This window comes from Brevibacterium gallinarum (assembly GCF_014836885.1).
GTDB lineage: Bacteria > Actinomycetota > Actinomycetes > Actinomycetales > Brevibacteriaceae > Brevibacterium > Brevibacterium gallinarum.
Genome location: NZ_JACSPY010000001.1, coordinates 268,995 through 293,160, shown reverse-complemented (window position 1 = coordinate 293,160; position 24,166 = coordinate 268,995). Strand labels below are relative to the sequence as shown.

Annotated in this window: 21 protein-coding genes; 1 reads left to right on the top strand and 20 read right to left on the bottom strand. The window is 65.9% G+C overall.

Annotated features, from left to right (window positions below; genetic code table 11):
* Positions 1 to 12: 12 nt before the first annotated feature.
* The 9 genes from H9634_RS01520 to cysK all read right to left on the bottom strand — a co-directional run bounded on the left by H9634_RS01520 (position 13) and on the right by cysK (position 9,149).
* The gene (locus H9634_RS01520; protein WP_191725055.1) at positions 13 to 672 is read right to left on the bottom strand and encodes a hypothetical protein; all 660 of its coding nucleotides are present in this window, start codon (positions 670 to 672) and stop codon (positions 13 to 15) included.
* Between the two features lie 258 nt (positions 673 to 930).
* Positions 931 to 2,679, bottom strand: a complete 1,749-nt coding sequence (ilvD, locus tag H9634_RS01515) for a dihydroxy-acid dehydratase (protein WP_225210452.1) — start codon at positions 2,677 to 2,679, stop codon at positions 931 to 933.
* Between the two features lie 206 nt (positions 2,680 to 2,885).
* Positions 2,886 to 3,851: a 2-hydroxyacid dehydrogenase gene (locus H9634_RS01510; RefSeq protein ID WP_225210451.1), complete on the bottom strand. Its 966-nt coding sequence runs from the start codon at positions 3,849 to 3,851 to the stop codon at positions 2,886 to 2,888.
* A 66-nt stretch (positions 3,852 to 3,917) separates the two neighbouring features.
* On the bottom strand, positions 3,918 to 4,622 hold the full coding sequence (locus H9634_RS01505) for a CE1759 family FMN reductase (protein WP_191725054.1): 705 nt from the start codon (positions 4,620 to 4,622) through the stop codon (positions 3,918 to 3,920).
* Entirely contained in the window at positions 4,615 to 5,739 is a 1,125-nt protein-coding gene (locus H9634_RS01500; protein WP_191725053.1) for a CE1758 family FMN-dependent luciferase-like monooxygenase, read from the bottom strand. The genes H9634_RS01505 and H9634_RS01500 overlap by 8 nt, the downstream gene beginning before the upstream one ends.
* Positions 5,740 to 5,824: 85 nt before the next feature.
* The gene (locus H9634_RS01495; RefSeq protein WP_191725052.1) at positions 5,825 to 6,766 is read right to left on the bottom strand and encodes an alpha/beta hydrolase; all 942 of its coding nucleotides are present in this window, start codon (positions 6,764 to 6,766) and stop codon (positions 5,825 to 5,827) included.
* Positions 6,763 to 7,449 carry a DUF998 domain-containing protein gene (locus H9634_RS01490; RefSeq protein WP_191725051.1) on the bottom strand — a complete coding sequence of 229 codons (687 nt, stop codon included), beginning with the start codon at positions 7,447 to 7,449 and terminating at the stop codon, positions 6,763 to 6,765. The genes H9634_RS01495 and H9634_RS01490 overlap by 4 nt, the downstream gene beginning before the upstream one ends.
* 109 nt (positions 7,450 to 7,558) lie before the next feature.
* On the bottom strand, positions 7,559 to 8,212 hold the full coding sequence (gene epsC / locus H9634_RS01485; protein WP_191725050.1) for a serine O-acetyltransferase EpsC: 654 nt from the start codon (positions 8,210 to 8,212) through the stop codon (positions 7,559 to 7,561).
* A gap of 7 nt (positions 8,213 to 8,219) precedes the next feature.
* Positions 8,220 to 9,149: a cysteine synthase A gene (cysK, locus tag H9634_RS01480; protein WP_191725049.1), complete on the bottom strand. Its 930-nt coding sequence runs from the start codon at positions 9,147 to 9,149 to the stop codon at positions 8,220 to 8,222.
* 293 nt (positions 9,150 to 9,442) lie between these two features.
* Between cysK and def the strand changes: the two genes are divergently transcribed.
* Entirely contained in the window at positions 9,443 to 10,018 is a 576-nt protein-coding gene (gene def / locus H9634_RS01475) for a peptide deformylase (protein ID WP_191725048.1), read from the top strand.
* Positions 10,019 to 10,176: 158 nt separating this feature from the next.
* Here def and H9634_RS01470 read toward each other — a convergent pair whose 3' ends face one another.
* The 11 genes from H9634_RS01470 to H9634_RS14830 form a co-directional block, all read right to left on the bottom strand.
* On the bottom strand, positions 10,177 to 11,310 hold the full coding sequence (locus H9634_RS01470; protein ID WP_191725047.1) for a hypothetical protein: 1,134 nt from the start codon (positions 11,308 to 11,310) through the stop codon (positions 10,177 to 10,179).
* 84 nt (positions 11,311 to 11,394) lie between these two features.
* Complete coding sequence (gene codA / locus H9634_RS01465; protein ID WP_191725046.1) at positions 11,395 to 12,636, bottom strand: cytosine deaminase; 1,242 nt, start codon at positions 12,634 to 12,636, stop codon at positions 11,395 to 11,397.
* Positions 12,637 to 12,663: 27 nt separating this feature from the next.
* Positions 12,664 to 13,959, bottom strand: coding sequence for a cytosine permease (gene codB, locus H9634_RS01460; protein WP_191725045.1), 1,296 nt, complete (start codon positions 13,957 to 13,959; stop codon positions 12,664 to 12,666).
* 349 nt (positions 13,960 to 14,308) lie between these two features.
* On the bottom strand, positions 14,309 to 15,787 hold the full coding sequence (gatB, locus tag H9634_RS01455; RefSeq protein WP_191725044.1) for an Asp-tRNA(Asn)/Glu-tRNA(Gln) amidotransferase subunit GatB: 1,479 nt from the start codon (positions 15,785 to 15,787) through the stop codon (positions 14,309 to 14,311).
* 9 nt (positions 15,788 to 15,796) lie between these two features.
* Complete coding sequence (gene gatA / locus H9634_RS01450; protein WP_191725043.1) at positions 15,797 to 17,302, bottom strand: Asp-tRNA(Asn)/Glu-tRNA(Gln) amidotransferase subunit GatA; 1,506 nt, start codon at positions 17,300 to 17,302, stop codon at positions 15,797 to 15,799.
* A complete protein-coding gene (gene gatC / locus H9634_RS01445; protein WP_175292958.1) occupies positions 17,302 to 17,607 on the bottom strand; it encodes an Asp-tRNA(Asn)/Glu-tRNA(Gln) amidotransferase subunit GatC in 306 nt (101 codons plus the stop codon). The genes gatA and gatC overlap by 1 nt, the downstream gene beginning before the upstream one ends.
* Before the next feature lie 128 nt (positions 17,608 to 17,735).
* Positions 17,736 to 18,206 carry a hypothetical protein gene (locus H9634_RS01440; protein WP_191725042.1) on the bottom strand — a complete coding sequence of 157 codons (471 nt, stop codon included), beginning with the start codon at positions 18,204 to 18,206 and terminating at the stop codon, positions 17,736 to 17,738.
* A 102-nt stretch (positions 18,207 to 18,308) separates the two neighbouring features.
* Complete coding sequence (locus H9634_RS01435; protein WP_225210450.1) at positions 18,309 to 19,871, bottom strand: AAA family ATPase; 1,563 nt, start codon at positions 19,869 to 19,871, stop codon at positions 18,309 to 18,311.
* Between the two features lie 27 nt (positions 19,872 to 19,898).
* The gene (gene ligA / locus H9634_RS01430; RefSeq protein ID WP_191725041.1) at positions 19,899 to 22,397 is read right to left on the bottom strand and encodes an NAD-dependent DNA ligase LigA; all 2,499 of its coding nucleotides are present in this window, start codon (positions 22,395 to 22,397) and stop codon (positions 19,899 to 19,901) included.
* A gap of 761 nt (positions 22,398 to 23,158) precedes the next feature.
* Positions 23,159 to 23,707 (bottom strand): hypothetical protein, encoded by a 549-nt coding sequence (locus H9634_RS14395; protein ID WP_225210449.1) that lies wholly within the window; start codon positions 23,705 to 23,707, stop codon positions 23,159 to 23,161.
* A 288-nt stretch (positions 23,708 to 23,995) separates the two neighbouring features.
* On the bottom strand, positions 23,996 to 24,100 hold the full coding sequence (locus tag H9634_RS14830; RefSeq protein WP_318244963.1) for a hypothetical protein: 105 nt from the start codon (positions 24,098 to 24,100) through the stop codon (positions 23,996 to 23,998).
* Positions 24,101 to 24,166 lie beyond the last annotated feature (66 nt).

Genomic DNA, 24,166 nt, shown 5'->3' with positions numbered 1-24,166 from the left:
CGAAGCTTCGCCTCATGCAGCCAAAGCACGCGTCAAATTCGCGATCAGCTCAGTTTTCACAAGTTCGCCATCCGCCGCATCCGGAGCCATCAGGTAAGACACGGCAGACGGAACCACAGCGAGTGCGACGACTGCCATAGTTGCAACAGCAGCATTTGCATACACGGCTACATTCACGAAGGCCGCACCATAGGCGATTACACAGACCTTTGCACCTGCCCCACATCCGTCCTGAGCTTCAGCCGACAGAGCAGTCACACCGTACTCAGCCTCAAGCATTTCAAAATACGTATCAGTGAGAGTCACTAAGGCCTCTTCAACCTTCAGTGGATCACCCGAGGTCAGCGGATCGAGAACCTCTGACTTGAAATCTTTATGGTAGTCAAGGTACTTTCCGATGACCTCGTCGAGAAGCTCCTTGTTCGTCTCCGGTCGCTCTTCCGAGAAGTTCAATCGTTCGAGCAGATCTGGATTCTCCTCCGCCACGCGGCCCGTGCCATCGAAGAGCAACTGCAAAATCTCTTCATCCGTATATTGGCTTTGAAGACGGGACGTCGACGCTTCCTCCTCAAGAGATTTTGCGCTTGGCGCTGCTTCAGCAATGCTGGAGCCACCGGCTAGAAACGTCACCGCGAGCATTAACGATACGACCGACCTTGCCTGTGCCTTCATAACATTTCCTCTTCGATTTTTCATAATTGTGGTTCGGGCCGTGTGCAACTACGCCCTGCCTTCAACATTGGCACGTCCCAACCAGGTCCACCATTGGCCTTTCGTAGAGCTTCTACGACTTTCGTCTCCCCATGTCGAGTATGTCGATGACAGCCAGCTCAACGACCGCTCCCGAGGCGGTGGCTGGGTCTCAGCCACCGCCTCGGGAGCGGGTGTGCGGCACCGGTGCGGGTGTCGCAGTCGATCAGGAGGGCCAGATCAGGTGGTCACGGCGCCGACCGAGGCCGACTGCACGAGCTTGGCGTACTTGCCGAGCACGCCGTGCAGGCGCGGGTTCTCGGGCATCTGCCAGTTCTCGCGGCGGCGCGCCATCTCCTCCTCGTCGACGTGGAGGTCGATGCTGCGGGCGGCGATGTCGACGGTGATCTTGTCGCCGTCTTCGACGAAGGCGATCGGCCCGCCGTCGACAGCCTCGGGCGCGACGTGGCCGATGCACAGGCCGGTCGAGCCGCCGGAGAACCGGCCGTCGGTGATGAGCAGGACGTCCTTGCCGATGCCAGCACCCTTGATCGCGCCGGTGATGGCGAGCATCTCGCGCATGCCCGGCCCGCCCTTGGGGCCTTCGTAGCGGATGATGACGACGTCACCCTTCTTCAGCTCACCGTTCAGGACAGCGTCCATGGCCGGCTGTTCGCGGTCGAAGACGCGGGCGGTGCCTTCGAAGACGTCGGCGTCGAAGCCGGCGGACTTCACGACCGCGCGCTCCGGGGCCAGCGATCCCTTGAGCACGGTCAGCCCGCCGGTGGCGTGGATCGGGTTGTTCAGCGCGCGCAGGATCTTGCCGTCGGGGTCCGGCGGGTTGATCTTGGCGAGGTTCTCAGCGACCGTCTTGCCGGTGACTGTCATGCAGTCGCCGTAGAGCAGTCCGGCGTCGAGCAGGGCCTTCATGATCACCGGCACGCCGCCGATCTTGAACACGTCGTTCATGACGTATTCGCCGAAGGGCTTGACGTTGCCCAGGTGCGGGACCTTGTCGCCGATGCGGTTGAAGTCATCGAGGCTCAGGTCGACCTTCGCCTCGTGGGCGATGGCCATAAGGTGCAGCACGGCGTTGGTCGAGCCGCCGAAGGCCATCGTGACAGCGATCGCGTTGAGCAGCGATTCGCGGGTGATGATGTCGCGGGTGGTGATGCCCTGCCGCAGCAGGTTGACCACGGCGGTGCCGGATTCGCGGGCGAAGAGGGTGCGGTTGCGGTGGATGGCCGGCGGGGCGGCCGAACCGGGCAGGGACATGCCCATCGCCTCGGCGGCTGAGGCCATCGTGTTGGCGGTATACATGCCGCCGCAGGCGCCCTCACCGGGGCAGACGGCGCGTTCGATGGCGTCGACATCGGCTTCGGTCATCTTGCCGGCGCGGCAGGCGCCGACGGCTTCGAAGGCGTCGATGAGGGTGACTTCGCGTTCGGTGCCGTCGGAGAGCTTCGCGGTGCCGGGCATGATCGAGCCGTTGTAGAGGAACACGCTCGAGAGGCCGAGGCGGGCGGCACCCATGAGCATGCCGGGGATCGACTTGTCGCAGCCGGCCAGCAGCACCGAGCCGTCGAGGCGCTCGGCGGACATGACGGTCTCGACCGAGTCGGTGATGACCTCGCGGGAGACGAGCGAGTAGTGCATGCCCTCATGGCCCATCGAGATGCCGTCGGAGACGGAGATGGTGCCGAACTCCAGCGGGTAGCCGCCTGCATTGTGCACGCCTTCCTTGGCGAAGCCGGCGAGCTTTTCCAGGGTCAGGTTGCACGGGGTGATCTCGTTCCATGACGAGGCCACGCCGATCTGCGGCTTGGCCCAGTCGTCATCGCCCATGCCGACCGCGCGCAGCATGCCACGGGCGGCGGCGCGCTCGAGGCCGTCGGTGACGTCGCGGGAGCGGGGCTTGATGTCGACACCGTCGGCGACGCTGCCGGGCTGGGTGTTCTCCACTGCTGATTCCTCGTTCACTGTGCTCATGAGGGCAGTGTAGGTCGCCGCCTCGATTCCGCCACCGGGCGCCCCACATGACGGACACACCGCCTGGAATCCTGCGGGATCCGGGCTCGAGGCGCCGGTCGCCTCAGGCTTTGGGCAAGACTTCCGTGCCCATTTGCTCAGGACACATCCGTGCCCGAGGCGGGACTCGCCTCGGGCACGGAGCGTGTGGTGGGCAGACGCGCAGGTCAGCTCACGATGTTGAGCGGTTTCTGCCCGTCGTTGATGCGGCGGACCTGCTCGGTGAGCATCTGCACGATGCGCGGTTCGAAGGCGGTCGTGTCTCCGCCGATGTGCGGGGTCAGCAGCGTGTTCGGGGTGCCCCACAGCGGGTGGTTCTCCGGCAGCGGCTCCGGGTCGACGACGTCGAGGGCGGCCTGCAGGCGCCCGGAGCGCAGCTCCTCGACGAGCGCATCGGTGTCGACGACCGGGCCGCGGGCGACGTTGACGACGAGTGCGTTGTCCGGCAGCTGGGCGAGGAACTCCTTGTCGACCAGGTGGTGGGTCGCATCGGTCAGCGGGGTGATGAGGATGACGACCTCGGCGTGCGGCAGCAGCTTCGGCAGATCCTCCGGCCCGTGGACGGTGCCGCGGTCGTCTTCGCGGGCACGGGAGGCGACACGGGTGAGCTCGACGTCGAAGGGCTCCAGCCGGGCGGCGATCGCATCGCCGATCTCCCCGACGCCGAGAACGAGCACCCGGCGGTCCTGCAGGGAGCGGCGGCGCCGGTGGTTCCAGGTGCGGGAGACCATGTCCCGGGCGGCCGCGTCGATGCCGCGCAGCTTGGCGAGCACCAGGGCGACTGCGAGTTCGGCGGTGCCTCCAGTGTGCACGCCCGAGGCGGTGGCGATGGTGTAGTCGCCGGTCAGGTGGGCGACCGGGTCGTAGCCGGTGGTCTGCAGCAGCACGGTCTTGAGGTTCTCCAGCTGCGGGATCATCTCGATCGTCGGCTCGGCGTCGGTGTAGGGCAGGATGAGGACGTCGACATCATCGGGGCTGGTCTTGTCGGACTTCTCCTCCGCCGAGTACACGACGAGGTCGACATTGGCCCGCTGATGAGCGGGGATCCGGGCGATGACCCGGTTGCGCAGGTCGGAGTCGGGAAAGGCGATCGTGCGGATGCTCTGGGCGCTCATGGCGTCTTGCGTGCTCATACGCCCATTGTGTCATCTGCCCCACCGCCGCGGCAGGGTGTTTCCCGCAGCAGGGTGTCTGCCGGTTCAGCTGTGAAGCAGCTGCGCGAACGGGGTGATGGCCTCCGGGTCGAGCTCATCGACGGCCCGGTTCGGTGCCGGGATCGTCTGCCCTGCCTGCTGCTCAGCCGCCAGCTGCTCCCCTGGCGACTGCTCCCCTGTTCGTGCTGCCAGGCGCGTCCCCATGAACGCTGCGAGCTCGGCTCCAGCGGCGGTGATCCGCGCGGCCAGTGGACTGCCGGTGCCCATGCCCGAGGTGTCGGCACCCCAATCGTCGGTGGCGGCGAAGACGCTCGTGGGCACGAGGATCCCCTTGAGGTAGGACAGCAGCGGCCGCAGGCTCGTCTCAGCTGCAAGGGAGTGGCGGGCGGTGCCACCGGTGGTGCCGATGAGCACCGGGGTGCCTGCGAGTGCGGCATCGTCGATGAGCTGGAAGAACAGCGTGTGCAGCCCGATCGGCTGGCCGTTGTAGACCGGGGCGACGGTGATGAGCGCTTCGGCCCGCTGGACGGCGGCGAACGCCTCCTCCAAGGCTGGTGCGGCCAGCCCGGAGACGGCCATGCCGGCCAGTTCGCGGGCCAGGGTGCGCAGGTTGATCTCGGTGACCACAACCTCGGGCCCGGCAGATCCGGTCTCGACCGCCTCGGCGGTGGCCGAAGCGAGCCGGCGGGCCAGACGCAGAGTCGCCGAATCCTCACTCAGGCCGGTGGCGACAGTGACGATCTCAGGCATCAGCATCCTCCTTCACTCCTCCGGGCACGGGATCCTGGCCGGCCTTGCGGCGTTCGACGAGCCACTCATGCGTCGGAGAGTCGGGCACGTCGGCAGGCCGGGCGGCGTCCATCTCGCGGCGGATGACCGGGGCGACCTCGGTGCCGAGGATCTCGACCTGGCGCAGCACGACATCATGGGGCAGGCCGGCGTGGTCGACGAGGAAGAGCAGCCGCTGGAAGTCCCCTGCCCATTCGCGCATGCCGAGATAACGTTCGATGACCTGCTGCGGGGAGCCGACGGTCAGCGGAGTCTGGGCGGTGAAATCCTCCAGGGACGGGCCGTGGCCGTAGACCGGGGCGTTGTCGAAGTACGGGCGGAAGAACTTCACGGCGTCCTGGGAATTGTGGTCCATGAACACCTGCCCGCCGAGGCCGACGAAGGCCTGCTCGGCGGTCCCGTGGCCGTAGTGGGCGTAGCGCTGCCGGTACAGGGCGATCATCCGGGCGGTGTGCTCGGCATTCCAGAAGATGTTGTTGTGGAAGAACCCGTCGCCGTAGTAGGCGGCCTGCTCGGCGATCTCCGGGGAGCGGATCGAGCCGTGCCACACGAACGGCGGCACGTCGTTGAGCGGGAACGGGGTGACGGTGTAGCCCTCCAGCGGGGTGCGGAACTTCCCCTGCCAGGAGATGTTCTTCTCCCGCCACAGGCGGTGGAGCAGGTGGTAGTTCTCGATGGCCAGCGGGATGCCCTGCCGGATGTCCTTGCCGAACCACGGATAGACCGGCCCGGTGTTGCCGCGGCCCATCATGAGGCTCAGCCGGCCGTTCGACAGGTGCTGGGCCATCGCGTAGTCCTCGGCCATGTGGACCGGGTCGTTGGTGGTGATGAGCGAGGTCGCCGTCGACAGCCGCAGCGTCTGGGTGCGGGCGGCGAGGTTGGCCAGCAGCACCGGCGGGGTGCCGGGTGCGACGAAGGGCGGGTTGTGGTGCTCGCCGATGGCGAAGGTGTCGAGGCCGGCCTGTTCGGCGGTGGTGGCGAGCTCGATGATGTTCATGATCCGCTGGTGCTCGCTCGGCGCCTGGCCGGTGTGCGGGTCCGGGGTGACGTCACCGATCGAGAAGATGCCGATTTCCACTGCTGCTCCTCACACGCAAGGTAGTTGATGTTTCAATCACATGAAGTCTAACACCGTGCCCGAGGCGGTTATTCCCGTAGCCGGGTCAGGTTCCGGTGATCTGCCGCACCCGGTGGGCAACGGCTGCCGGCTGGTCGATCATGACGAAGTGGCCGGAGGGGCTGATGACGGAGAAGTCGATGTCGATCTCCTCTGAGGTGGTGCGGGCTTCGGTGAGCACGGCGTCGATCCAGGCCTGCTCATCCCACAGCCCCAGCCGCCAGGTGCGCAGCCGTTCGGCCAGGCCGGGGTCCTGGCTCGGCCAGGACGAGGCTGCCGGGTAGACCCCGGCGCGCAGGCCGGGGGCGTGGCGGTGGCTGGCACGCAGAGTGGCGAGTTCATCGGCGAGCCGGTCGAAGTCGAGGAGCTCGCGTACGGTGGCGGTCAGCACGGAGTGGGCGCGGAACTCGGCTGCCGTGCCGGGAAACCGGCGCCAGATCTCAGCCCGTCCGCGCACCCCGACCCACATGGCGAAGGAGCCGAGGATGTGCCAGGCGGCGATGACCGGTTTCGAGCGGATGACCGGGGCGAGCAGGCTGGAACGGCGGTCGTGACTGAGCCGCTCGTCATCACCGGCCTCGGACAGGGTCGAGCCGTCTAAGGCGACGACGGCGTCGATGCGGCCGGGAGCGAGGCGGGCGGCGGCCTCGCACACATAGGCGCCCATCGAATGGCCAACGAGGGTGACGTCGGTGGAGGCGCCGGGCGGCTGAGTCGAGCGCGCCCAGTCGATGATCGCATGCACCCGGGCGGCTTCATCTCTCAGGTGGATCGGCCGGGCGCGGATCCGGTCGTCGGGTGCGTAGCCGGGCCGGTCGTAGACGATGACCCGGTGATCGCTGGAGAGTTCGGTGGCCAGCAGTAGCCAGTCGGTCAGGGTCGAGGCGACTCCGGAGACGCAGATGACGAGCGGTCCGGTGCCGATGTCGAGGATGCGGGTGGGCCGCTTTAGGATCGGCACCCGGTCGACGTGCTGGCGCCAGGTCATGAGGTGGCTGCCTGCGGCGAGCGCTGGGTGCGGAGGCGGTGCAGCCCGGGGTGCGGGGTGATGGTGAAGACGATGAGCCACAGGCTCACCATCGCCAGTGAGATCCGCTGCACGATGCCCAGGGCCAGCGGCTCGCCGGCGACACCGTTGAAGGCGCTGAGCGCCAGGCTCAGCAGCACGCCGGCGGCCAGGGTCACGGCGATGGCGCGCCGGCGCCAGATGATGATCGAGGCGATGACGGCTGCCCCGATGCCGATGCCGACGAGGCTGCTGGTCACCGAGTGCAGCTGGTGGGCCAGCCCGACGGTGTTGTTCTTCTCGGCGGCCAGGCAGGCGGCGTCGAGGCTGGGGGTGCATTCCATCGGCAGCATCGCATCGCCGATCGTCGAGGCTCCGGCGAGCATGAGGCCACCGGGCAGCATCAGCCGCACCCACCTCGGGCCCGGTACCGCGACGAGGACTGCGATGGCGACCATGAAGGCCCCGGCGATCGCATCGCCGGTGCGCATGAGGCCGGCACCGGGCCGGCCGTCGGCGGCGTACTCGGAGACGAAGGCTCTGACGATGCTGAGCTCCGGGTCGATCTGCGGCAGGATCACCCAGGTCGAATACGCCAGAGCGCACAGGACGGCGAGTGCGATCACCACGGAATGGGCAGGTGTCACCCGGTCATGTGCGCTCATGGTCGCGAGTGTAGTCCGCCGTTCCTGTGAGCCGGCTCAGGCCACCGGGCGTGAGCCGGCCCACAGGTGACGTGCGATCAGAGGGGACGGTGCTGGTCAGGGCCGCCGGTCAGATCCACAGGGCGGGGTCTTCGAGCTTCCACTCGTTGGCCTGCCGGCCGCTGCCGGGCTGGCGGACCTTGGCGGGGATGCCGACGGCCGTCGAGTCGGCAGGAACGTCCTTGACGACGACGGCGTTGGCCCCGACCGAGGAGCCGGCACCGACGGTGACCGGGCCGATGATCTTCGCGCCGGCACCGATCATGACGTTGTCGCCGATCGTCGGGTGGCGCTTGACCTGCTCCATCGTCGCCCCGCCGAGGGTGACCTGGTGATAGAGCATGACGTCGTCGCCGATCTCGGCGGTCTCGCCGATGACGACGCCGTTGGCGTGGTCGATGAAGAAGCGCCGCCCGATCGTCGCCCCGGGGTGGATCTCCACACCGGTGAGCGTGCGGACGGCCTGCGACAGCAGGCGAGCCGGGACTTTGCCGGCTTCGTGCTGCCACAGCTTGTGGATGCCGCGGTGGGCCCAGATGGCGTGCAGGCCCGGGTAGCTGATGAGCGTGACGAGGTCGTTGCGGGCAGCCGGGTCACGGCGCTTGGCGGTGTCGAGATCCTCGCGCAGGGTCTGGCGGAATGCAGGATTGCTGGCATAGGCGGCTCCGAGCGCGGCGGCCGAGGCGGCCGCCGCACCGAGAGCGAGTCGTCGCAGTGCTGACATGTGCCGATCAGTCCATGTAGTCCGCGTAGAGCGGGGTCGACAGGTAGCGCTCACCGAAGCTGGGGATGATGACGACGATGCGCTTGCCAGCGAACTCCGGACGCGAGCCGAGCTTCTCGGCGGCCGCGACGGCGGCACCGGAGGAGATGCCGACGAGGATGCCCTCTTCGCGGGCGACCTGGCGGGCCTTCTCCATCGCCTCGTCATCGTCGATGGCGAAGACCTCGTCGTAGATCTCGGTGTCGAGCACGGTGGGCACGAAGTTCGCGCCGATGCCCTGGATCTTGTGCGGACCGGCGGTGCCCTCGCTCAGCAGCGGCGAGGCGGCCGGTTCGACGGCGGCGATCGTGACATCCGGGTTGTGCTTGCGCAGCACCTCGCCCACGCCGGTGATGGTGCCGCCGGTGCCGATGCCGGCGATGAAGGCATCGACCTGGCCGTCGGTGTCGGCGAGGATCTCCTCGGCGGTGGTCTCGCGGTGGATCTGCGGGTTGGCCGGGTTGTCGAACTGGCGGGCGAGCACGGTGTTGTCCTGCTTGCCGAGCTCCTCGGCCTTGGCGACTGCGCCCTTCATGCCCTCTTCCTTCGGGGTGAGGACGAGTTCGGCACCGAAGGCGCGCAGCAGCGCGCGGCGTTCCTTCGACATCGATTCGGGCATCGTGAGGATGACCTTGTATCCGCGGGCCGCGCCGACCATGGCCAGTGCGATTCCGGTGTTGCCGCTGGTGCCTTCGACGATCGTGCCACCGGGGCGCAGCTCGCCGGACTTCTCAGCCGCGTCGATCATCGCGACGCCGATGCGGTCCTTGACCGAGTTCGCCGGGTTGTAGAACTCGAGCTTTCCAACGATTTCCGCGCCGCTGCGCTCGCTGGCCTGATTGAGTCGTACAAGCGGGGTCCGTCCGACCAGCTCAGAAATATTGGAATAGATGTTCACGGGCGTGTCCTTTCGATTCGCACGTCTGGGCTGAGCCGCGGCTCGACTCAGCAGAGAGGATTACGTCGACAGCGAAGAGCAGGACAGCTGCAAGCGCTGAGCTCTTCGCTCACACACCAGCCAATGGCTTCAGCTGCTGATTGACTGCGGGAGGCAGTACTACTGCGCTCAACCACATCTGCCATCAGCTTATTCCGCCAGGTGAACAACCGGTAATCCTGTCCGGGGCGCGGACGCAGATCACGTCTGTGCGGGCGGGATCCGGTTCAGACCGGGCGCTAGACTCAGGTGTCATGACCATTCATCCCATCGTCGTCTACGGTGAGCCGGTGCTGCACCGCAAAGCCGAGAAGATCGAGTCCTTCGATGCTGAGCTCGCCGAGCTCATCGATGACATGTTCGAGACCCTGGCCGCCTCGAACGGGGTCGGCCTGGCCGCCCCGCAGATCGGGGTGGGCAAGCAGATCTTCGTCTACGACGCCGATGATGAAGTCGCCGGCGTGCGCCGCCGCGGCGTGTTCGTCAACCCGATCCTCGTCGCCTCGAAGATCCCCGACGGCCGGCCGAGCATCGAGGACGAATCAGAAGGCTGCCTGTCGGTGCCTGCGCTGGACTTCCCGCTCAAGCGTGCCCACAAGGTCACGATCAACGGGGTCGACGGCACCGGTGAGCCGGTGTCGCTGACGGTCGAGGGCTGGTTCGCCCGGATCATGCAGCACGAGTACGACCACCTGCAGGGCACCCTGTACGTCGACCGGCTCGATAAGAAGTGGTCGAAGAAGTGGAAGCGAGCCCAGCGCGAGTTCGGCTACAACGAACCGGGTCTGTCCTGGCTGCCGGGCACCGACGAGGATCCGTTCGGGCACTGAGCTGAACCGCGGATGCTGACCCGCGCTGGCCCGATGTGCGTTTCGTGTCGAATCGAGACATCTCGATTCCTCACGAGAAGCACGTTGTCAGGCCGGAATGTGTGCATTTCGTGCAGAATCGACGCTCGTCGAGTCAACACGAACTGCTCAGTCGCCGGTCAGGACAGGTGGCGCTGCTCGCGGTTCTGACCGAGCTGCTCCCCTGCCCGGTTCAGGCCGAGCTGTTCGTCGACCTGCTTCTGCGCGCGGGCGATCTTCGAGTCCAGTTCGTCGAGATCGTCGAAGCCCTCAGCGGTGACGGTGAGTTCGCGCAGCAGCTCGTTGATCGACTCGGCGTGTGCCTCGGCCTCGATGTTGAGCTCCTGCAGACGCCAGTCGGCATTCTCGTCATCGGCGGTACGGGAGATGACGTCGAGCACGCGCGAACCGATCTCGCGTGAGCGTTCGGTCTGGTCGAGCATGAGCAGCTGCTGATCGAGCTTGCGCAGCCGCTCATAGTAGGCGTTGAGTGCCAGCACCCGGTCGACCATGGACGAGAACGCGCGCGTGAGCTGTCGCAGGTAGGCGACGATCTGCTTGTCGGTCGACGGGTCGGCAGGCGTGCCGCCGCCTGCGTTGATGTTGGTCTGGCGCATCTGTTCAAGCTCAGCGCGGATCTCGACGAGTTCGACGAGGCGTCGTCCGATCGAGGCGACCGCATGATCGAGATCGACGCGGGAGACGTGGTCCTGCATGATCGGATGCGTCCATGCACGCGTCCGGGCGATCTTCTGCGCGGTCACGACAGTCAGGTGGAACAGCCGCTGCTCATCGGTGTCCTGGCCCTTCGTCAGTCCCGGTACCCAGCCGAGGCGCTCGGGCGTGATCCACTCAGCGGCACTGGCGGATTCCTTGGCCTTGCGGTCGAGCCGGCGCGGGTCCTTGCGGTACTTCCAGCCGGTGTAGCCTGCCCCGGCAGCGGAGATCGTTCCGATGATGCCGGTGGTGATGACGCCGCCTTCAGGCACGGAGTCGAAGACGCTGATGAGCACGGTCGGCAGAGCCGCGATTCCCGTCGCGATCGCGCCAGCGGTGGTGGCGGCTGCGAACTTCACCCGCGAGCGGATGAGGTTGCGTGACATCCCGGCGGTGACGAGCTGGGTGCCCGGCTCGGTGGCGTCGACGCGATAGCTGCGTGCGCGCCAGACATTGCGGACGTTCTCGGAGACGGAATCGGGTACGAGGATCCGGTAGGTCGGCAGCGTGCCGGCACAGCTGCGCTCCCACAGGGACTTCCACGAGATCGTGGCCATCTGCACTCCTCCGGTGAGCAGGCGGGCGAGGTTGCCGCCAGTGTACGCCGCCGGTCTGAGGCTTCTCTGAACGCTACCGGCGGCTCAGAACAGGATCTCGGTACGCGCAGGCTCCCGTGCGACGATCTGTCGTCCGGCGCGGAATGACGCGAGGACGGGTGCAGCGAAGCTCAGCGCCTCATACCAGTTGGCGGCGTCGAGAATGATGAAGTTCGCTGGCCGCCCGACAGCGAATCCGTACTCATCCTCGGACAGGTGCAGGGTGCGAGCCGCATTGTGGGTGATGAAGCGGTAACTGTCATCGATCTGCTGCTTGCCCATCATCTGGGTGACGTGGAGACCGTTGAAGACGACGTCGCGAAGGTTGCCTGTTCCGAGAGGGTTCCACGGGTCGACGATGTCATCTTGCCCGAAGCTGACGTTGATGCCAGCCTCGGTGAGCTCTTTGACCCGGGTGACGCCGCGCCGTTTGGGATAGGTATCGGTGCGGGCCTGCAGATGGGTGTTGACGAGCGGATTGGAGACAAAGTTGATGCCGCTATTCTTCAGCAGGCGCAGCAGCCGGACGAAGTAGGCGTTGTTGTACGAGTGCATCGCTGTCGTGTGGCTTGCGGTGACTCTGTCCTTGAGGCCCATCTCCAGAGCTCGTGTCGCGAGTGTTTCGAGACCGCGGGATGCCTCATCGTCGATCTCGTCGCAGTGCACATCGACGAGCAGCCCGAACTCATCAGCCAGCCGGCAGGCGAAGTTGAGCGACTCGACGGAGTACTCCCGAGTGAACTCGAAGTGCGGGATCGCCCCGATCGCGTCGACTCCGAGTTCGGCTGCCCTGCGCATGAGGCCCTCGCCGTCGGGGAAAGACTGGATGCCCTCCTGCGGGAACGCCACGATCTGCAGTGTGACGCTGCCCTTGAGTTCTTCGCGCAGCTCCAGCAGTGCGTGCAGGGCGGTGAGGTCGGGGTCGGTTACGTCGACGTGCGTGCGCACGTACTGGATGCCGAATCCCGCTTGCTGTCGCACAGCGGCGTTGACGCGCTTCTTCACATCATCGGAGGTCAGCGACTGCTTGCGCTCGCTCCACACTTCGATGCCTTCGAACAGAGTTCCCGAGGCGTTCCAGCGCGGCTGGCCTGAGGTGAGAGCAGAGTCGAGGTGCACATGCGATTCGATGAACGGCGGGAGCCCGAGGCGGCCGGCCGCGTCGATGACCTCCTCACCGGGCTGAGGTTCGAGGTGTTCGTCGATTGCTGCGAAGAGCCCGTCTGCGATGCGCACATCGCTGGTCTCATCGGCATTTTCGATGCGCAGGTTGGTGATGAGCGTCATTCAGTCTCCTTCTTCAGTGCGCGCGGCTCAGCGCTGGCCATCGAACTCAGCAGGATCAGCACCTCGGCCAGATCGGCCGTCTGAGCGAGCGGAGGTCTTCTGGAGGGCGGCGCCGATGAGATAGCAGATGACACCGACGATCATGGCGTTGATGGAGTTGATGCCCCAGGGCAGGAACCAGCCGGTCAGTCCACCGGCGATGACGCCGATGACCGCACCCCATGCGAACGGAACCGGCGGCAGGCGGCGCACGTCGGGTCGCCGCGAGCGCCAGAAGTAGTCGACGACGATGATCGCGCCGATCGGCGGCAGCGTGGCGTTGAGGAAGCTGAGCCAGCCGATGAAGTTGTCGTACAGCCACAGCGCGGTCAGCGTGCCGAGTGCGCCTGCGACGAGGACGAGCGGCCCTTTGCGAATCCGGGTGATGTTGGCAAAGCCCAGGCCGGTGGTGTACAGCGCGTTGTTGTTCGTCGTCCAGATGTTGGCGCCGAGCACGATGATGGCCGGGATCATGAGGCCCTGGGCGATCATGACGTAGAAGATGTCGTCCTTACCGGTGAATGCCCCGCCGACTGCACCGAAGCTGAACATCAGGGTGTTGCCGAGCAGGAATGCGATGACCGTCGTGATGACAGCACCGGTCGACGAGCGGGAGAACCGCGTGAAGTTCGGGGTGGCCGTGCCACCGGAGATGAACGAGCCGATGACCATGCCGACGGCTGCGACGATCGGCATCCCGGTCGAATGCCCGAAGATCGTCTCCAGCCCGCCGCCCTCGCGGGCCGCGCTCACCATCGACCAGGTGCCCAGGATCGCGATGAGGGGAACGGAGACGAAGCTGACGACCTCCAGGGCGCGGATGCCGATGTAGGCCGAGAGCGTCATAAGCGCACCGGCGACGATGACGATCGGCCACGGCCCGGTGCCGAGCAGTTCGCCGGTGGGGTGGGCCAGCATCGCCACGCCGACGCCGAACCAGCCCATCTGGGTGAAGGCGATGAGCGCAGACGGGACGTAGGAGCCGTAGCGTCCGAACGCGCGCTGGGCGAGCAGGTCGAGTCCCTCGCCGGTGTGAGCGCCGATGTAGCCGAGAGCACCGGTGTAGGCGCCGAGGATGAGCCCGCCGATGAGGACGGCCCAGATGAATCCGGAGAAGTCCAGGCCGTTGCCGAGTCCGGCGCCGACGGTCATGGAGGCGGAGAAGAAGGTGAAGCCGAGCATGATGAACCCGACGCGCCAGAATCCGCGTCGGCTCTCACGCGGCACCGCTTCGAACGAGAAGTCCGCATCGTGCGGAGGGTGATCCGGGGTGTGCGTGGCCATGTCTGCCTCCTGGAACCTGGCAGAGCATTGCGCCTGCGGGTCTGCGATTGAGTTCAGTATCCCACGGCGGGTATGCGGATTCGCAGTCGTGGAAGTGCAGATTCTGTGGAGAACCCCACCGGCTGGCCAGTGCCGTTCCCGAGGCGGCGCAGCCTGCCGGAGATCGCTGACCGGGACCAGGGCTGGCCGAGACCGGAGCCGGCCGGGACCAAGGCTGGCCGGGACCAGGTCTGACCCGAACCGGGGCTGGCCAGCGCCGTTTCCGAAGCGGTGCGGATGCGACTGCGCCCGCAGCGAACCAAAGTCCGCTGCGGGCGCATGAGCCGCATCAGCCTGAGGACTGGGCGGGTCAGCTGTTGATCTTGTCCATGATCATCTCGCGGGCCTTGCCGGCATCGGCCTGGCCGCGGGTGGCCTTCATGATCGGGCCCATGAGGGCGCCGATCGCCTGCATCTTGCCGCCCTTGATCTTCTCGACGACATCCGGGTTCGCGGCGATCGCCTCATCAACGGCGGCTTCGAGTGCGCCGTCGTCCTGGACGATCTCCAGTCCCTCAGCCTCCATGACCTCGGTCGGGCTGCCCTTGCCGTCGATGACGCCGGCAAGGACCTTGCGGGCGAGCTTGTCGTTGAGCTTGCCGGCCTTGACCAGGCCTGCCAGCTCAGCGACGCGAGCCGGAGTGACGAGAGTGGTGACCTCGGCGTCCTCCTGCTTTGCCACGCGGGCGATCTCACCGGTCCACCACTTGCGGGCCGCGGCCGGTTCGGCACCGGCAGCGACCGTCTGCTCGATGACGTCGAGCAGACCTGCGTTGATGACATCGCGCATCTCCAGTTCGGAGAAGCCCCACGCTTCGAGCAGGCGGCGACGCTTGGCGGCCGGCAGCTCCGGCAGCTCGGCGCGCAGCTGCTCGACCCATTCGCGCGACGGCTCGACCGGCACGAGGTCCGGCTCCGGGAAGTAGCGGTAGTCATCCGAATCGGACTTCACCCGGCCCGAGGACGTCTCGCCGGTCTCCTCATGGAAGTGGCGGGTCTCCTGCAGCACCTGCTCACCGGCTTCGAGCACAGTGGCCTGGCGGGCGATCTCGTAGCGCACAGCCCGCTCGATCGAGCGGAAGGAGTTGACGTTCTTCGTCTCCGTGCGGGTGCCCAGCGGTGCATCGGGCGATTCGCGCAGCGAGACGTTGATGTCGGCACGCACATTGCCCTGCTCCATCCGGGCCTCCGACACGCCGAGGGCACGGAAGATGTCGCGCAGGGTGCGCACATAGGCGGCTGCTACCTCGGGAGCGCGCTCCCCGGTTCCGGTGATCGGGCGGGTGACGATCTCGACGAGCGGCACACCAGCACGGTTGTAGTCGACCAGCGAGTACTCCGCGCCGTGGATGCGGCCGGAACCGCCGACGTGGGTGTTCTTGCCGGCGTCCTCCTCCATGTGGGCGCGCTCGATGTCGACGGTGATGAGCTCACCGTCTTCGAGCTCGACCTCCAGGGAGCCGTCGAAGGCGATCGGCTCGTCGTACTGGGAGGTCTGGAAGTTCTTCGCCAGGTCCGGGTAGAAGTAGTTCTTCCGGGCGAACCGGCAGGATTCGGCGATGTCGCAGCCGAGCGCCAGGCCGATCTTGATCGCGTATTCGACCGCGGTCTCGTTCACCACCGGCAGCGCACCGGGCAGGCCGAGCGACACCGGGGTGACGTTCTCGTTCGCGCCGACTCCGAAGCTGTTGGGGGCGGCGTCGAACATCTTCGTGGCGGTGCCGAGCTCGACGTGGACCTCGATGCCGAGCACCGGGTCGTACTTCCTGATCGCGTCTTCGTACTTCATCTCACGTCCTCACAGTTCCGGCGCGGCGGCGAGCACGCCAGCCCCGCGAGTCTCGTTGACGGCAGCCTCGATGCCGGCGCCGATCTCATACAGGCGCACGTCCTCACGGGCCGGGGCGAGCAGCTGGAAGCCCACCGGCAGCCCGTCGGCCACACCGGCCGGCACGCTCATGCCCGGCACACCGGCGAGGTTGGCCGGGATCGTCGCGACATCGCCGAGGTACAGCGACATCGGGTCCATCTCCTGGGCCGCGCCCAGGTCGAAGGCCGTCGTCGGGGCAGTCGGCGAGACGAGCACATCGGCAGCCTCGAAGGCCTGGGCGAAGTCGCGCTGGACCAGCGTGCGGACCTTCTGTGCCGAACCGTAGTAGGCGTCGTAGTAGCCGGCTGAGAGCGCGTAGGTGCCGAGGATGACGCGGCGCTTGACCTCCGCGCCGAACCCGGCAGCCCGCGTGGCGGCCATGACGGTCTCAGCGGTGATCGGGCCCTCTTCGGGCTCGACCCGCAGACCGTAGCGCATGCCGTCGTAGCGGGCGAGGTTCGAGGACACCTCCGAGGGCATGATGAGGTAGTAGGCCTCAACGGCGTACGAGAAGCTCGGGCAGTCGATGTCGACGATCTCGGCACCAGCGGCCTCGGCGATCGCGAGCGCGGCGTCGAAGGCGGCCTGCACGCCGGGCTCGACGCCCTCGCCGGTGAGCTGGCGGATGACGCCCAGGCGCTTGCCGGCCAGGCTGCCGGAAACAGCCCCGGCCTCGGCTGCGGCGAGGAAGCCGGCCGCCTGGTCGCGCAGGGAGGTCGAGTCGTGCGGGTCGTGGCCGGCGAGCACCTCGTGCAGGGCTGCAGCGTCGGCCACCGTGCGGCCCATCGGGCCGACCTGGTCGAGGCTGGAGGCCATCGCGATGACCCCGTAGCGGGAGATCGAGCCGTAGGTCGGCTTGACGCCGACGGTGCCGGTGAAGGCGGCCGGCTGGCGGACCGAACCGCCGGTGTCGGTGCCGACGGACAGCGGCGCCTGGTAGGCGGCCAGCGCTGCTGCGGCGCCGCCGGAGGAGCCGCCGGGGACCTTCGCGGTGTTCCACGGGTTGGCGGTCGCGCCGAAGGCGGAGTTCTCGGTGGTGGCGCCCATGGCGAACTCATCGAGGTTCGTCTTGCCCAGCAGCGGCATGCCCGCTTCCTGGGTGCGGCGGTAGACGGTGCCCGAGTACGGCGGCACCCAGCCTTCGAGCATCTTCGAGGCGGCCGTCGTGGCCACCCCCTCGGTGACGATGAGGTCCTTGTGCGCAACCGGCACACCGGCCAGCGGGTGCAGGGTCTCACCGGCGGCGCGCCGCCGGTCGACGTCGGCAGCGGTGGCCAGGGCGGCATCGGCGGTGACGGTGATGAAGGATCCGATGGTGTCCTCAACGGCGGAGATCCGGTCGAGGTGGGCCTGGGTGACCTCGGTCGAGGTGTACTCACCGGAGCGCATCCCGGCGGCGAGTTCGAGCGCGTTCAGACGCGTGAGATCGGCCATCAGTCCTCCCCGAGGATCTGCGGGACGAGGAACTTGCCGTCTTCGCTGGCCGGGGCGCCGGAGAGCGCCTCGTCGGCGGTGAGCGTCTCACCGACGGTATCCGGGCGCATGACGTTGCTCAGCGCAATCGGGTGGCTGGTGGCCGGCACCTCGTCGGTGGCGACCTCCTGGACGGCGGCCACGCTGGAGAGAATGGCGTTGAGGTCGCCGGTGAGTGCGGCCTGCTCCTCATCGGTCAGGGCGATCCGGGCGAGGTCGGCCAGGTGGCTGACCTCAGCGGCGGTGATCGCGGATGTCTGCGACATCGTCACCCCTTCTGTGTATGCGGTCGATGGCGGTATCAGCAGCCGCGCATGCGGCCGCTGACTCCGGCATTCTGCGCTGCAGGCGAAGAGCTGCCGGAGGGTGTCACAGACGAGTCTAGCGGGCTGGTTCAGGTGTGAGCGCCGGCGCGGATATAGCCGGAGACCTCAGCGAGGAAGCGCTCGGCCGCTGTCGGAGTCGCATGGCCGTTCGCCACAGCACGGCTGAGATCCGCCGCCAGTGCTCGCACGCGGTCATCGGCGGATTCGGCAGCCGGGCCGGAGTGCGCCGAGCCGGGCGGGCGCAGGCCATCAGCTGGCGGGGTGTCATCGTCATCCTCATTGCGCCGGCTGGGCCGGTTCTCCGTGCCCGAGGCGGTGGGCAGGTAGGCGGCGTCCGGTGCGGCAGTGCCCGCCGCCTCGGCAGCGGCGGAACCGCGGATCCCGCCGCTCTCGTCGACACCGTCTGCCGTCTCTTCGACTGCGATCGCCGGGGCTTCGGGCAGGGTGTGGCTGTCGATGAGACGGGTGAGGTGACCTGCGCCGACGATGAGACCGGAGACGATGAAGGTGCTGATGGCCAGGCGCGCGATGTTCCACATGGCGGCAGTGTGGCAGATCTGTTTGGCTGCCGGCTACATCTCCGCTGGGACGATGCTGAGTCGCCTGGCGCGTGAAGCGGGCAGGCCTGTGAGCCAGCGGTCTCAGTCCTCAGCACCGGGCAGTGTATCCGCGTCGATGAAGCCGATGCCGCCGTCCTCCTCGTCGCCTGCCTCACCGGCGGAGGCCAAGAGCGAGGCCGTCAGGTGTTCGGCGTCTGAGCGCAGCTCGGTGACAGCGGCGAGCAGGTCGGCATCGGCAACGGTGCGCCCGGCCTGTGCGGCGAACACGACTGCCCGACGCACGGCTTCCTTGACGAACGATGCGGTCACCCCGGCTGAGCGCTCCGCAGCCGCGGTGAGAGTCTCCGGCCGAAAGCCGAGATGCTGTGCGTAGAGTGCGAACAGCTCACAGCGTGCTGCGGTGTCCGGCAGCGGGATCTCGACGGCCAGGTCGATGCGCCCGGGGCGCTGGATGAGCGCCTCTTCGAGGGCTTCGGCGCGGTTGGTGGTGAGGATGAAGGCGACATCGGCGTCACCGGCGAGCCCGTCGAGGGCATCGAGGACGTCGAAGAGCAGCGGACGGGAGCCTTCGGAATAATCGCGGGATTCGGCTACGAGATCGCAGTCTTCGAGTACGACGATCGCCGGCTGCAGGGCGCGGGCGGTCTCAGCAGCGAGGCTGATCGAGGACAGGCTCTCCCCGGCGAGCATGATGACAGTGGCGGCGGTGCTCAAGCCTGTGAGATAGCGCACCGTGTGCGTTTTTCCGGTGCCCGGCGGGCCGTAGAGCAGCACGCCGCGTTTGAGATGCTGGCCGGCCGCCTGCAGCTGTGCCGACATCTCGGATATGCCGAGCACATGCCGGCGGATGCGCGCCAGCGAGTCGGCTGGCAGGATCACTTCGTCGGCTGCGATGTGCGGACGCGAATGGAAGCGCACCGCTTGGCCGCTTTCGTCGAAGACTCCCCCGCCGAAGGTCACGACCTGCCCGCGCAGCGCCGAACGGGCATTCATCGTCTCAGCGAGTTCGCGCAGCAGCGCATCGGCGCTGCGGTGATCACCGGCGAGCACTGAGACATGCGCCACCGGCACACCGTAGTCGCCCGAGCGATGCTGGAGCAGCGCCATCGGCTCACCCTCGCGGGTGAAGAGGGAGACCGCCTCGGCAGCGACGCGCCGGTGCTGCTGGGGCCCGACCGGCTCCGAATCGTACTGGACGGCCCCGGGCCGGAAGCTGTCGTAGCGGTTGGCGATGAGCTCGGTGAAGTCATAGGTGCTCTCATCGCTGTTGACGCCGTGGACGATCCGCTCCGAGCCGAGCACCGCTTCAACGGCGATGTCCAAGTCGGCATAGCGCCATACGGGGAAGCGCTTCGTCACAGCTTCGAAGTTCTCCGCCGGGCTGCCGAGGTGCTCGCTCAGCAGCGTCCGGAAGGAAGAAGCATTCGTCTTCTCTGCCTCGGCGGCGCGTTCCACCGTCTCCATGAAGGCGCTCAGCCGGCTGGCGAAGGCTCGTGCCTCAGCCGGCGGCAGCGTTTCGCTCGGCTGCTCGGTGCGGGCTGTGTGGGACCGCGGACCGCCGCTGTTGCTGCGTTGAGGACTGCCGGACTCACTGGACGAGGAGCTGCCGGACACGTGAGCCTGGGCTCGAGGGGTATCGTTCATGTCCGCAGTCTAGATCGGCTGGGCCGGTCAGTCGGCCACCGCCTCGGGCCCGGCGGCCAGCAGCTTCTCGAACGCCTCCTCATCGAGCACCGGCACGCCGAGATCCTCGGCCTTCGTCAGCTTCGAACCGGCGTTCTCCCCGGCGATGACGTAGTCGGTCTTCTTCGACACCGAACCGGCTGCTTTGCCGCCGGCGGCGATGATCGTCTCCTTGATCGAATCGCGGGTGTAGTTGTCTAGTGAGCCGGTCGCGACGATCGTGAGCCCGGCCAGGGTCTGCGGGCGCCCGGAGTCCTCCGGCGCCTCGTCCTCCATCCGCACCCCGGCAGCTGCCCACTGATCGACGATCGCGGCATGCCAGTCGACGGCGAACCAGTCGTGTAAGGATTCGGCGATGACCGGGCCGACGCCGTCGATCTCGGAGAGCTCCTCGACCGAGGCGGCGCGGATCTTGTCCATCGACCGGAAGTGATTTGCGAGAGCACGTGCCGCAATCGGGCCAACATGTCGAATAGACAGCGCTACGAGCACACTCCACAAAGGGCGGTCTTTCGCCTTCTCCAACTCGCTCATGAGCGATTCGGTGTTTTTCCGCGGACGAGGTTCACCCTTAGGCTTAACCCGCCATTCCTGTTCCCGCTTGTAGAAATGAAGCTGCGGACGGTTCCAGAAGTACGACTCGTACCGCCAGTCACCTGTTGGCTCGCTCTCTCCGGCCTCATTGCGTCGCCGAACCGGTTGCCACACGTGAATATCGCGCAGCTGGTCTGCGGTCAGGTCGAATAGATTTGCACCTGTGTCGATAACCGGCGTCTGCGGATCTGGAATCAGTGAGCTCTGCCGTGACTCGACCCGAAGCTGTGGAGTTCCTCCGCCCTTCTGTTCCTCATCTTGTTTGACGTACACGAGTTCCGGGCGCTCGCCATCAGCTGGCTCGGTAAGAGGCATAAAAATCGCGTGCCCTTCGTCTAGAGCGGCGAGGGCTTCTTCGCGGTTCTTTTCGGGAGCTGCCAATGCAATCGCGCTCTCTTCACCCAGAGCTTCAATATCGAATGCTGACCTGGACCCTGCGAACTCCACACGGTTAGCGACCTGCGAGGGACAGCTACGGCTGTTGGGGCAGCGCAGGTCCTTGTCGCCCTCCTTCTGCTCATAGAGCTCAGTGCCGCAGTCCGGGCAGTGGGTGGGCATGACGAAGGCGTGCTCGTCGCCGGTGCGGGCGGCGGTGACCGGTCCGAGGATCTCGGGGATGACGTCGCCGGCCTTGCGCAGCACGACGGTGTCGCCGATGAGCACACCCTTGCGTCTGACCTCGTGGGCGTTGTGCAGGGTGGCCTTCTCGACCGTTGAGCCGGCGACGAGCACCGGCTCCATCACCGCGTACGGGGTGACCCGGCCGGTGCGGCCGACGTTGACGCGGATGTCGAGCAGCGTCGTCGTCACCTCCTCCGGCGGGTATTTGAAGGCCATCGCCCAGCGCGGGGCACGGGAGGTGAAGCCGAGTTCGTACTGCTCGTCGAGCTCGTCGACCTTGACGACGACACCGTCGATCTCGTGCAGCACATCGTGGCGGTGCTCGCCATAGAAGTCGATGTAGTCGTGCACCTCGTCCATCGTCTTCACGACCCGGAAGTACTCGCTGGTCGGCAGGCCCCACGTCTCCAGCTGGGCGTAGACCTCCGACTGGCTCGAGGCCTCGGTGCCCTCACCGCCGTCTTCGGGCTGCCAGGCGGCGATGCCGTGGACGAGCATGTGCAGCGGGCGCTGCGCAGTGACCTGCGGGTCCTTCTGCCGCAGCGAACCGGCTGCGGAGTTGCGTGGGTTGGCGAACGGGTTCTTGCCGGCCTCGACGAGGGATTCGTTGAGCTGCCTGAACGCTTCGACGGGGATGAACACCTCTCCGCGGATGTCGACGCGTGCCGGGTGCCCGGTGCCGGCGAGCCGGGCCGGGATATCGGCGATGGTGCGCACATTGGCGGTGATGTCCTCACCGGTGTGCCCGTCACCGCGGGTGGCGGCCCGGACGAGCCGGCCGTGCTCATAGGTGAGGTTGACGGCCAGCCCGTCGATCTTGAGCTCGCACAGGTAGCGGGCAGGTTTGCGGCCCAGTCCCCGGTTCACACGGGCGGCCCAATCGTCGAGCTCCTCGCGAGAGAAGGAGTTGTCGAGGCTGTACATGCGCTCGGCGTGGACGACCTCGGCGAACAGCTCAGTGTCGACGCCGCCGCCGACATGCTGGGTCGGCGAGTCGGGATCCCGGAGTTCGGGGAACCGGTCTTCGATGTCTTCGAGTTCGCGCATGAGCGCGTCGAACTCGGCATCGGAGACGGTCGGGGCGTCCTTGACGTAGTAGCGCTCCCGGTGCTCCTCGATCTCCAGCGCCAGTTCCTTGGCACGGGCCCGGGCGGTGTCGAATGCGCGTCCGTGGGCGGCCGCCTGGGCGATGTCAGCTGAATCGGGACTGTCGACGATGTCGTCGCCGGAATCAGAGGGAACGTCTGCAGAAGTGTCGGCACCTGTGGTCATGGGGTTCATTATCCCATCGACCGACGGACATCCGAGTCACGGTGCGGCGGCAAGGAACATGGCCTCGACCCCAGCTTCACCACCGAAGCTCACTTCTCCTTTCAATTATTGTTCACAACAGGTAGAGGAGCGACAACTATCTGACTCACCCTAACCGTGCACTCAAGCCATTTCACACGACTAAATGACCTGCCGAAAGTAGAAGGGAATTGCTGAAATATTTACCGCTAAGAAGAAAACCGCACCTACGAGTAGCGTGAGGACTGGAGTATCGACTCGACGATGCATTACAATATACAGCACCAGAGTCGACACAACAGCGATGAGTGGCCAAACCGGGTTCCCGTAAACAAACAAGTCACCCAAGAGGGCCCCGCCAGCCACCGCGCACCAAGACCAATTATTACGCAAAAATGCTTCATGTCCACCACCAATTCTTTCTAACGGCGAAACCTATAATTTAGATACATGGCCTCTTAGGCACGTCATTACGAATTCTGCAAGCAAAGCTACTCCAGAGTGAGTATGCAAATAGTTTATTTCCGAACTTGAGCATCGGCTTTTTCTGCCAAGCGCGAGCTGGACCATTGGCACTAGCTGAAAGTACATAGCTCGGCTTAGTGTACTTGATTTTGAACGTAACATTTTCACCTGCCCCTTCGGCATGCCCCGGGAGCGATCGCAAAGTAAAGTAGTCCTTCCCAACAGCAGTAACCTTCACTGGGTTGGAGCCAGGCCGATGCTTGTACGTGGCACCAGTTCTAACCGTGCGCGGCATACCGCCTAAAGGGAAACGTCTTCTTCATATTCTTGTTCAAAGTTCGAAAGTGAGCTCGAGCCTCAGCTGAGGAACCTGACCTATCTCTCCAGATCACAACGTTAAAATGATAGTGATAAGGCGATTTTCCTGCTGACGCTACACCACCTGAACCTGCAATGGCATCGCGAACACCTGACGCATCGCCACGAGGTCCACCCACCTCACTCGCCACATACTTCGCCGTTTCCGACGCCGATGGAACTGCAGAAATCCACTCGTCCGGAACCTGCTCTTGTGTAATACGATCAACCGGCTCTTGCGGATTGTAGATGCAAAGTGATCCATCCAACGACTCTTCGATGACTGGACACCCGCTTACTTCAGCCGTATTCCGCAGTTCGGCCACCTCGGGTAGCGCGTGCGCAGCCACGGGGACGAGGGAAACTTCGGCCAGCAAAAGCATGACACAACCGCAACGATAGTACGGGATATATATTTCATTGGGGACTTTTTCACGGCTCTGGGGATGCAAGTGAACGGTGTTCATCATACGGCATCAGAGCTGCGGATCTGCGACCGCACATAAGGCGTTACCTTATTGTGATCACGTACCTGTGTTCTCAGTGCGTTCCTGAGCGCAACGGTCGGCATCACGCCTCATGGACGGATCCAGCACCGTGTGGTGTCGCGCTCAGTGATTTCACGCCAACAGTCTCAGACACTTGTGGCATTTTTCAGTCGAGCAGATGCAACCGTCAAGCACTGGCACAGCGGTCCAGAATGGACAGGGGTGAATCCCACGCAGCGGCGGAGAGTTCATTCGCGATGTCTGGCCGGGTCAGGCCATCGCCCAGCGCGGGGCGCGGGAGATGAAGCCGAGCTCGTACTGCTCATCGAGATCATCGACCTTGACGACCACGCCGTCGACTGTGGGAAATGACACAGGCCGTGAGGGCGGACACACCCTCCGCACTGCATCCCTTGCCCCAACGCCATTGGCGATTATCAG

What these genes read in the sequence shown, in the direction of transcription:
- H9634_RS01520 (WP_191725055.1), bottom strand. Translation starts at nt 672, where the DNA reads ATGAAGGCACAGGCAAGGTCGGTCGTATCGTTAATGCTCGCGGTGACG.
- ilvD (WP_225210452.1), bottom strand. Translation starts at nt 2,679, where the DNA reads ATGAGCACAGTGAACGAGGAATCAGCAGTGGAGAACACCCAGCCCGGC.
- H9634_RS01510 (WP_225210451.1), bottom strand. Translation starts at nt 3,851, where the DNA reads ATGAGCACGCAAGACGCCATGAGCGCCCAGAGCATCCGCACGATCGCC.
- H9634_RS01505 (WP_191725054.1), bottom strand. Translation starts at nt 4,622, where the DNA reads ATGCCTGAGATCGTCACTGTCGCCACCGGCCTGAGTGAGGATTCGGCG.
- H9634_RS01495 (WP_191725052.1), bottom strand. Translation starts at nt 6,766, where the DNA reads ATGACCTGGCGCCAGCACGTCGACCGGGTGCCGATCCTAAAGCGGCCC.
- H9634_RS01490 (WP_191725051.1), bottom strand. Translation starts at nt 7,449, where the DNA reads ATGAGCGCACATGACCGGGTGACACCTGCCCATTCCGTGGTGATCGCA.
- epsC (WP_191725050.1), bottom strand. Translation starts at nt 8,212, where the DNA reads ATGTCAGCACTGCGACGACTCGCTCTCGGTGCGGCGGCCGCCTCGGCC.
- def (WP_191725048.1), top strand. Translation starts at nt 9,443, where the DNA reads ATGACCATTCATCCCATCGTCGTCTACGGTGAGCCGGTGCTGCACCGC.
- H9634_RS01470 (WP_191725047.1), bottom strand. Translation starts at nt 11,310, where the DNA reads ATGGCCACGATCTCGTGGAAGTCCCTGTGGGAGCGCAGCTGTGCCGGC.
- codA (WP_191725046.1), bottom strand. Translation starts at nt 12,636, where the DNA reads ATGACGCTCATCACCAACCTGCGCATCGAAAATGCCGATGAGACCAGC.
- codB (WP_191725045.1), bottom strand. Translation starts at nt 13,959, where the DNA reads ATGGCCACGCACACCCCGGATCACCCTCCGCACGATGCGGACTTCTCG.
- gatB (WP_191725044.1), bottom strand. Translation starts at nt 15,787, where the DNA reads ATGAAGTACGAAGACGCGATCAGGAAGTACGACCCGGTGCTCGGCATC.
- gatA (WP_191725043.1), bottom strand. Translation starts at nt 17,302, where the DNA reads ATGGCCGATCTCACGCGTCTGAACGCGCTCGAACTCGCCGCCGGGATG.
- gatC (WP_175292958.1), bottom strand. Translation starts at nt 17,607, where the DNA reads ATGTCGCAGACATCCGCGATCACCGCCGCTGAGGTCAGCCACCTGGCC.
- H9634_RS01440 (WP_191725042.1), bottom strand. Translation starts at nt 18,206, where the DNA reads ATGTGGAACATCGCGCGCCTGGCCATCAGCACCTTCATCGTCTCCGGT.
- H9634_RS01435 (WP_225210450.1), bottom strand. Translation starts at nt 19,871, where the DNA reads ATGAACGATACCCCTCGAGCCCAGGCTCACGTGTCCGGCAGCTCCTCG.
- ligA (WP_191725041.1), bottom strand. Translation starts at nt 22,397, where the DNA reads ATGACCACAGGTGCCGACACTTCTGCAGACGTTCCCTCTGATTCCGGC.
- H9634_RS14395 (WP_225210449.1), bottom strand. Translation starts at nt 23,707, where the DNA reads ATGATGAACACCGTTCACTTGCATCCCCAGAGCCGTGAAAAAGTCCCC.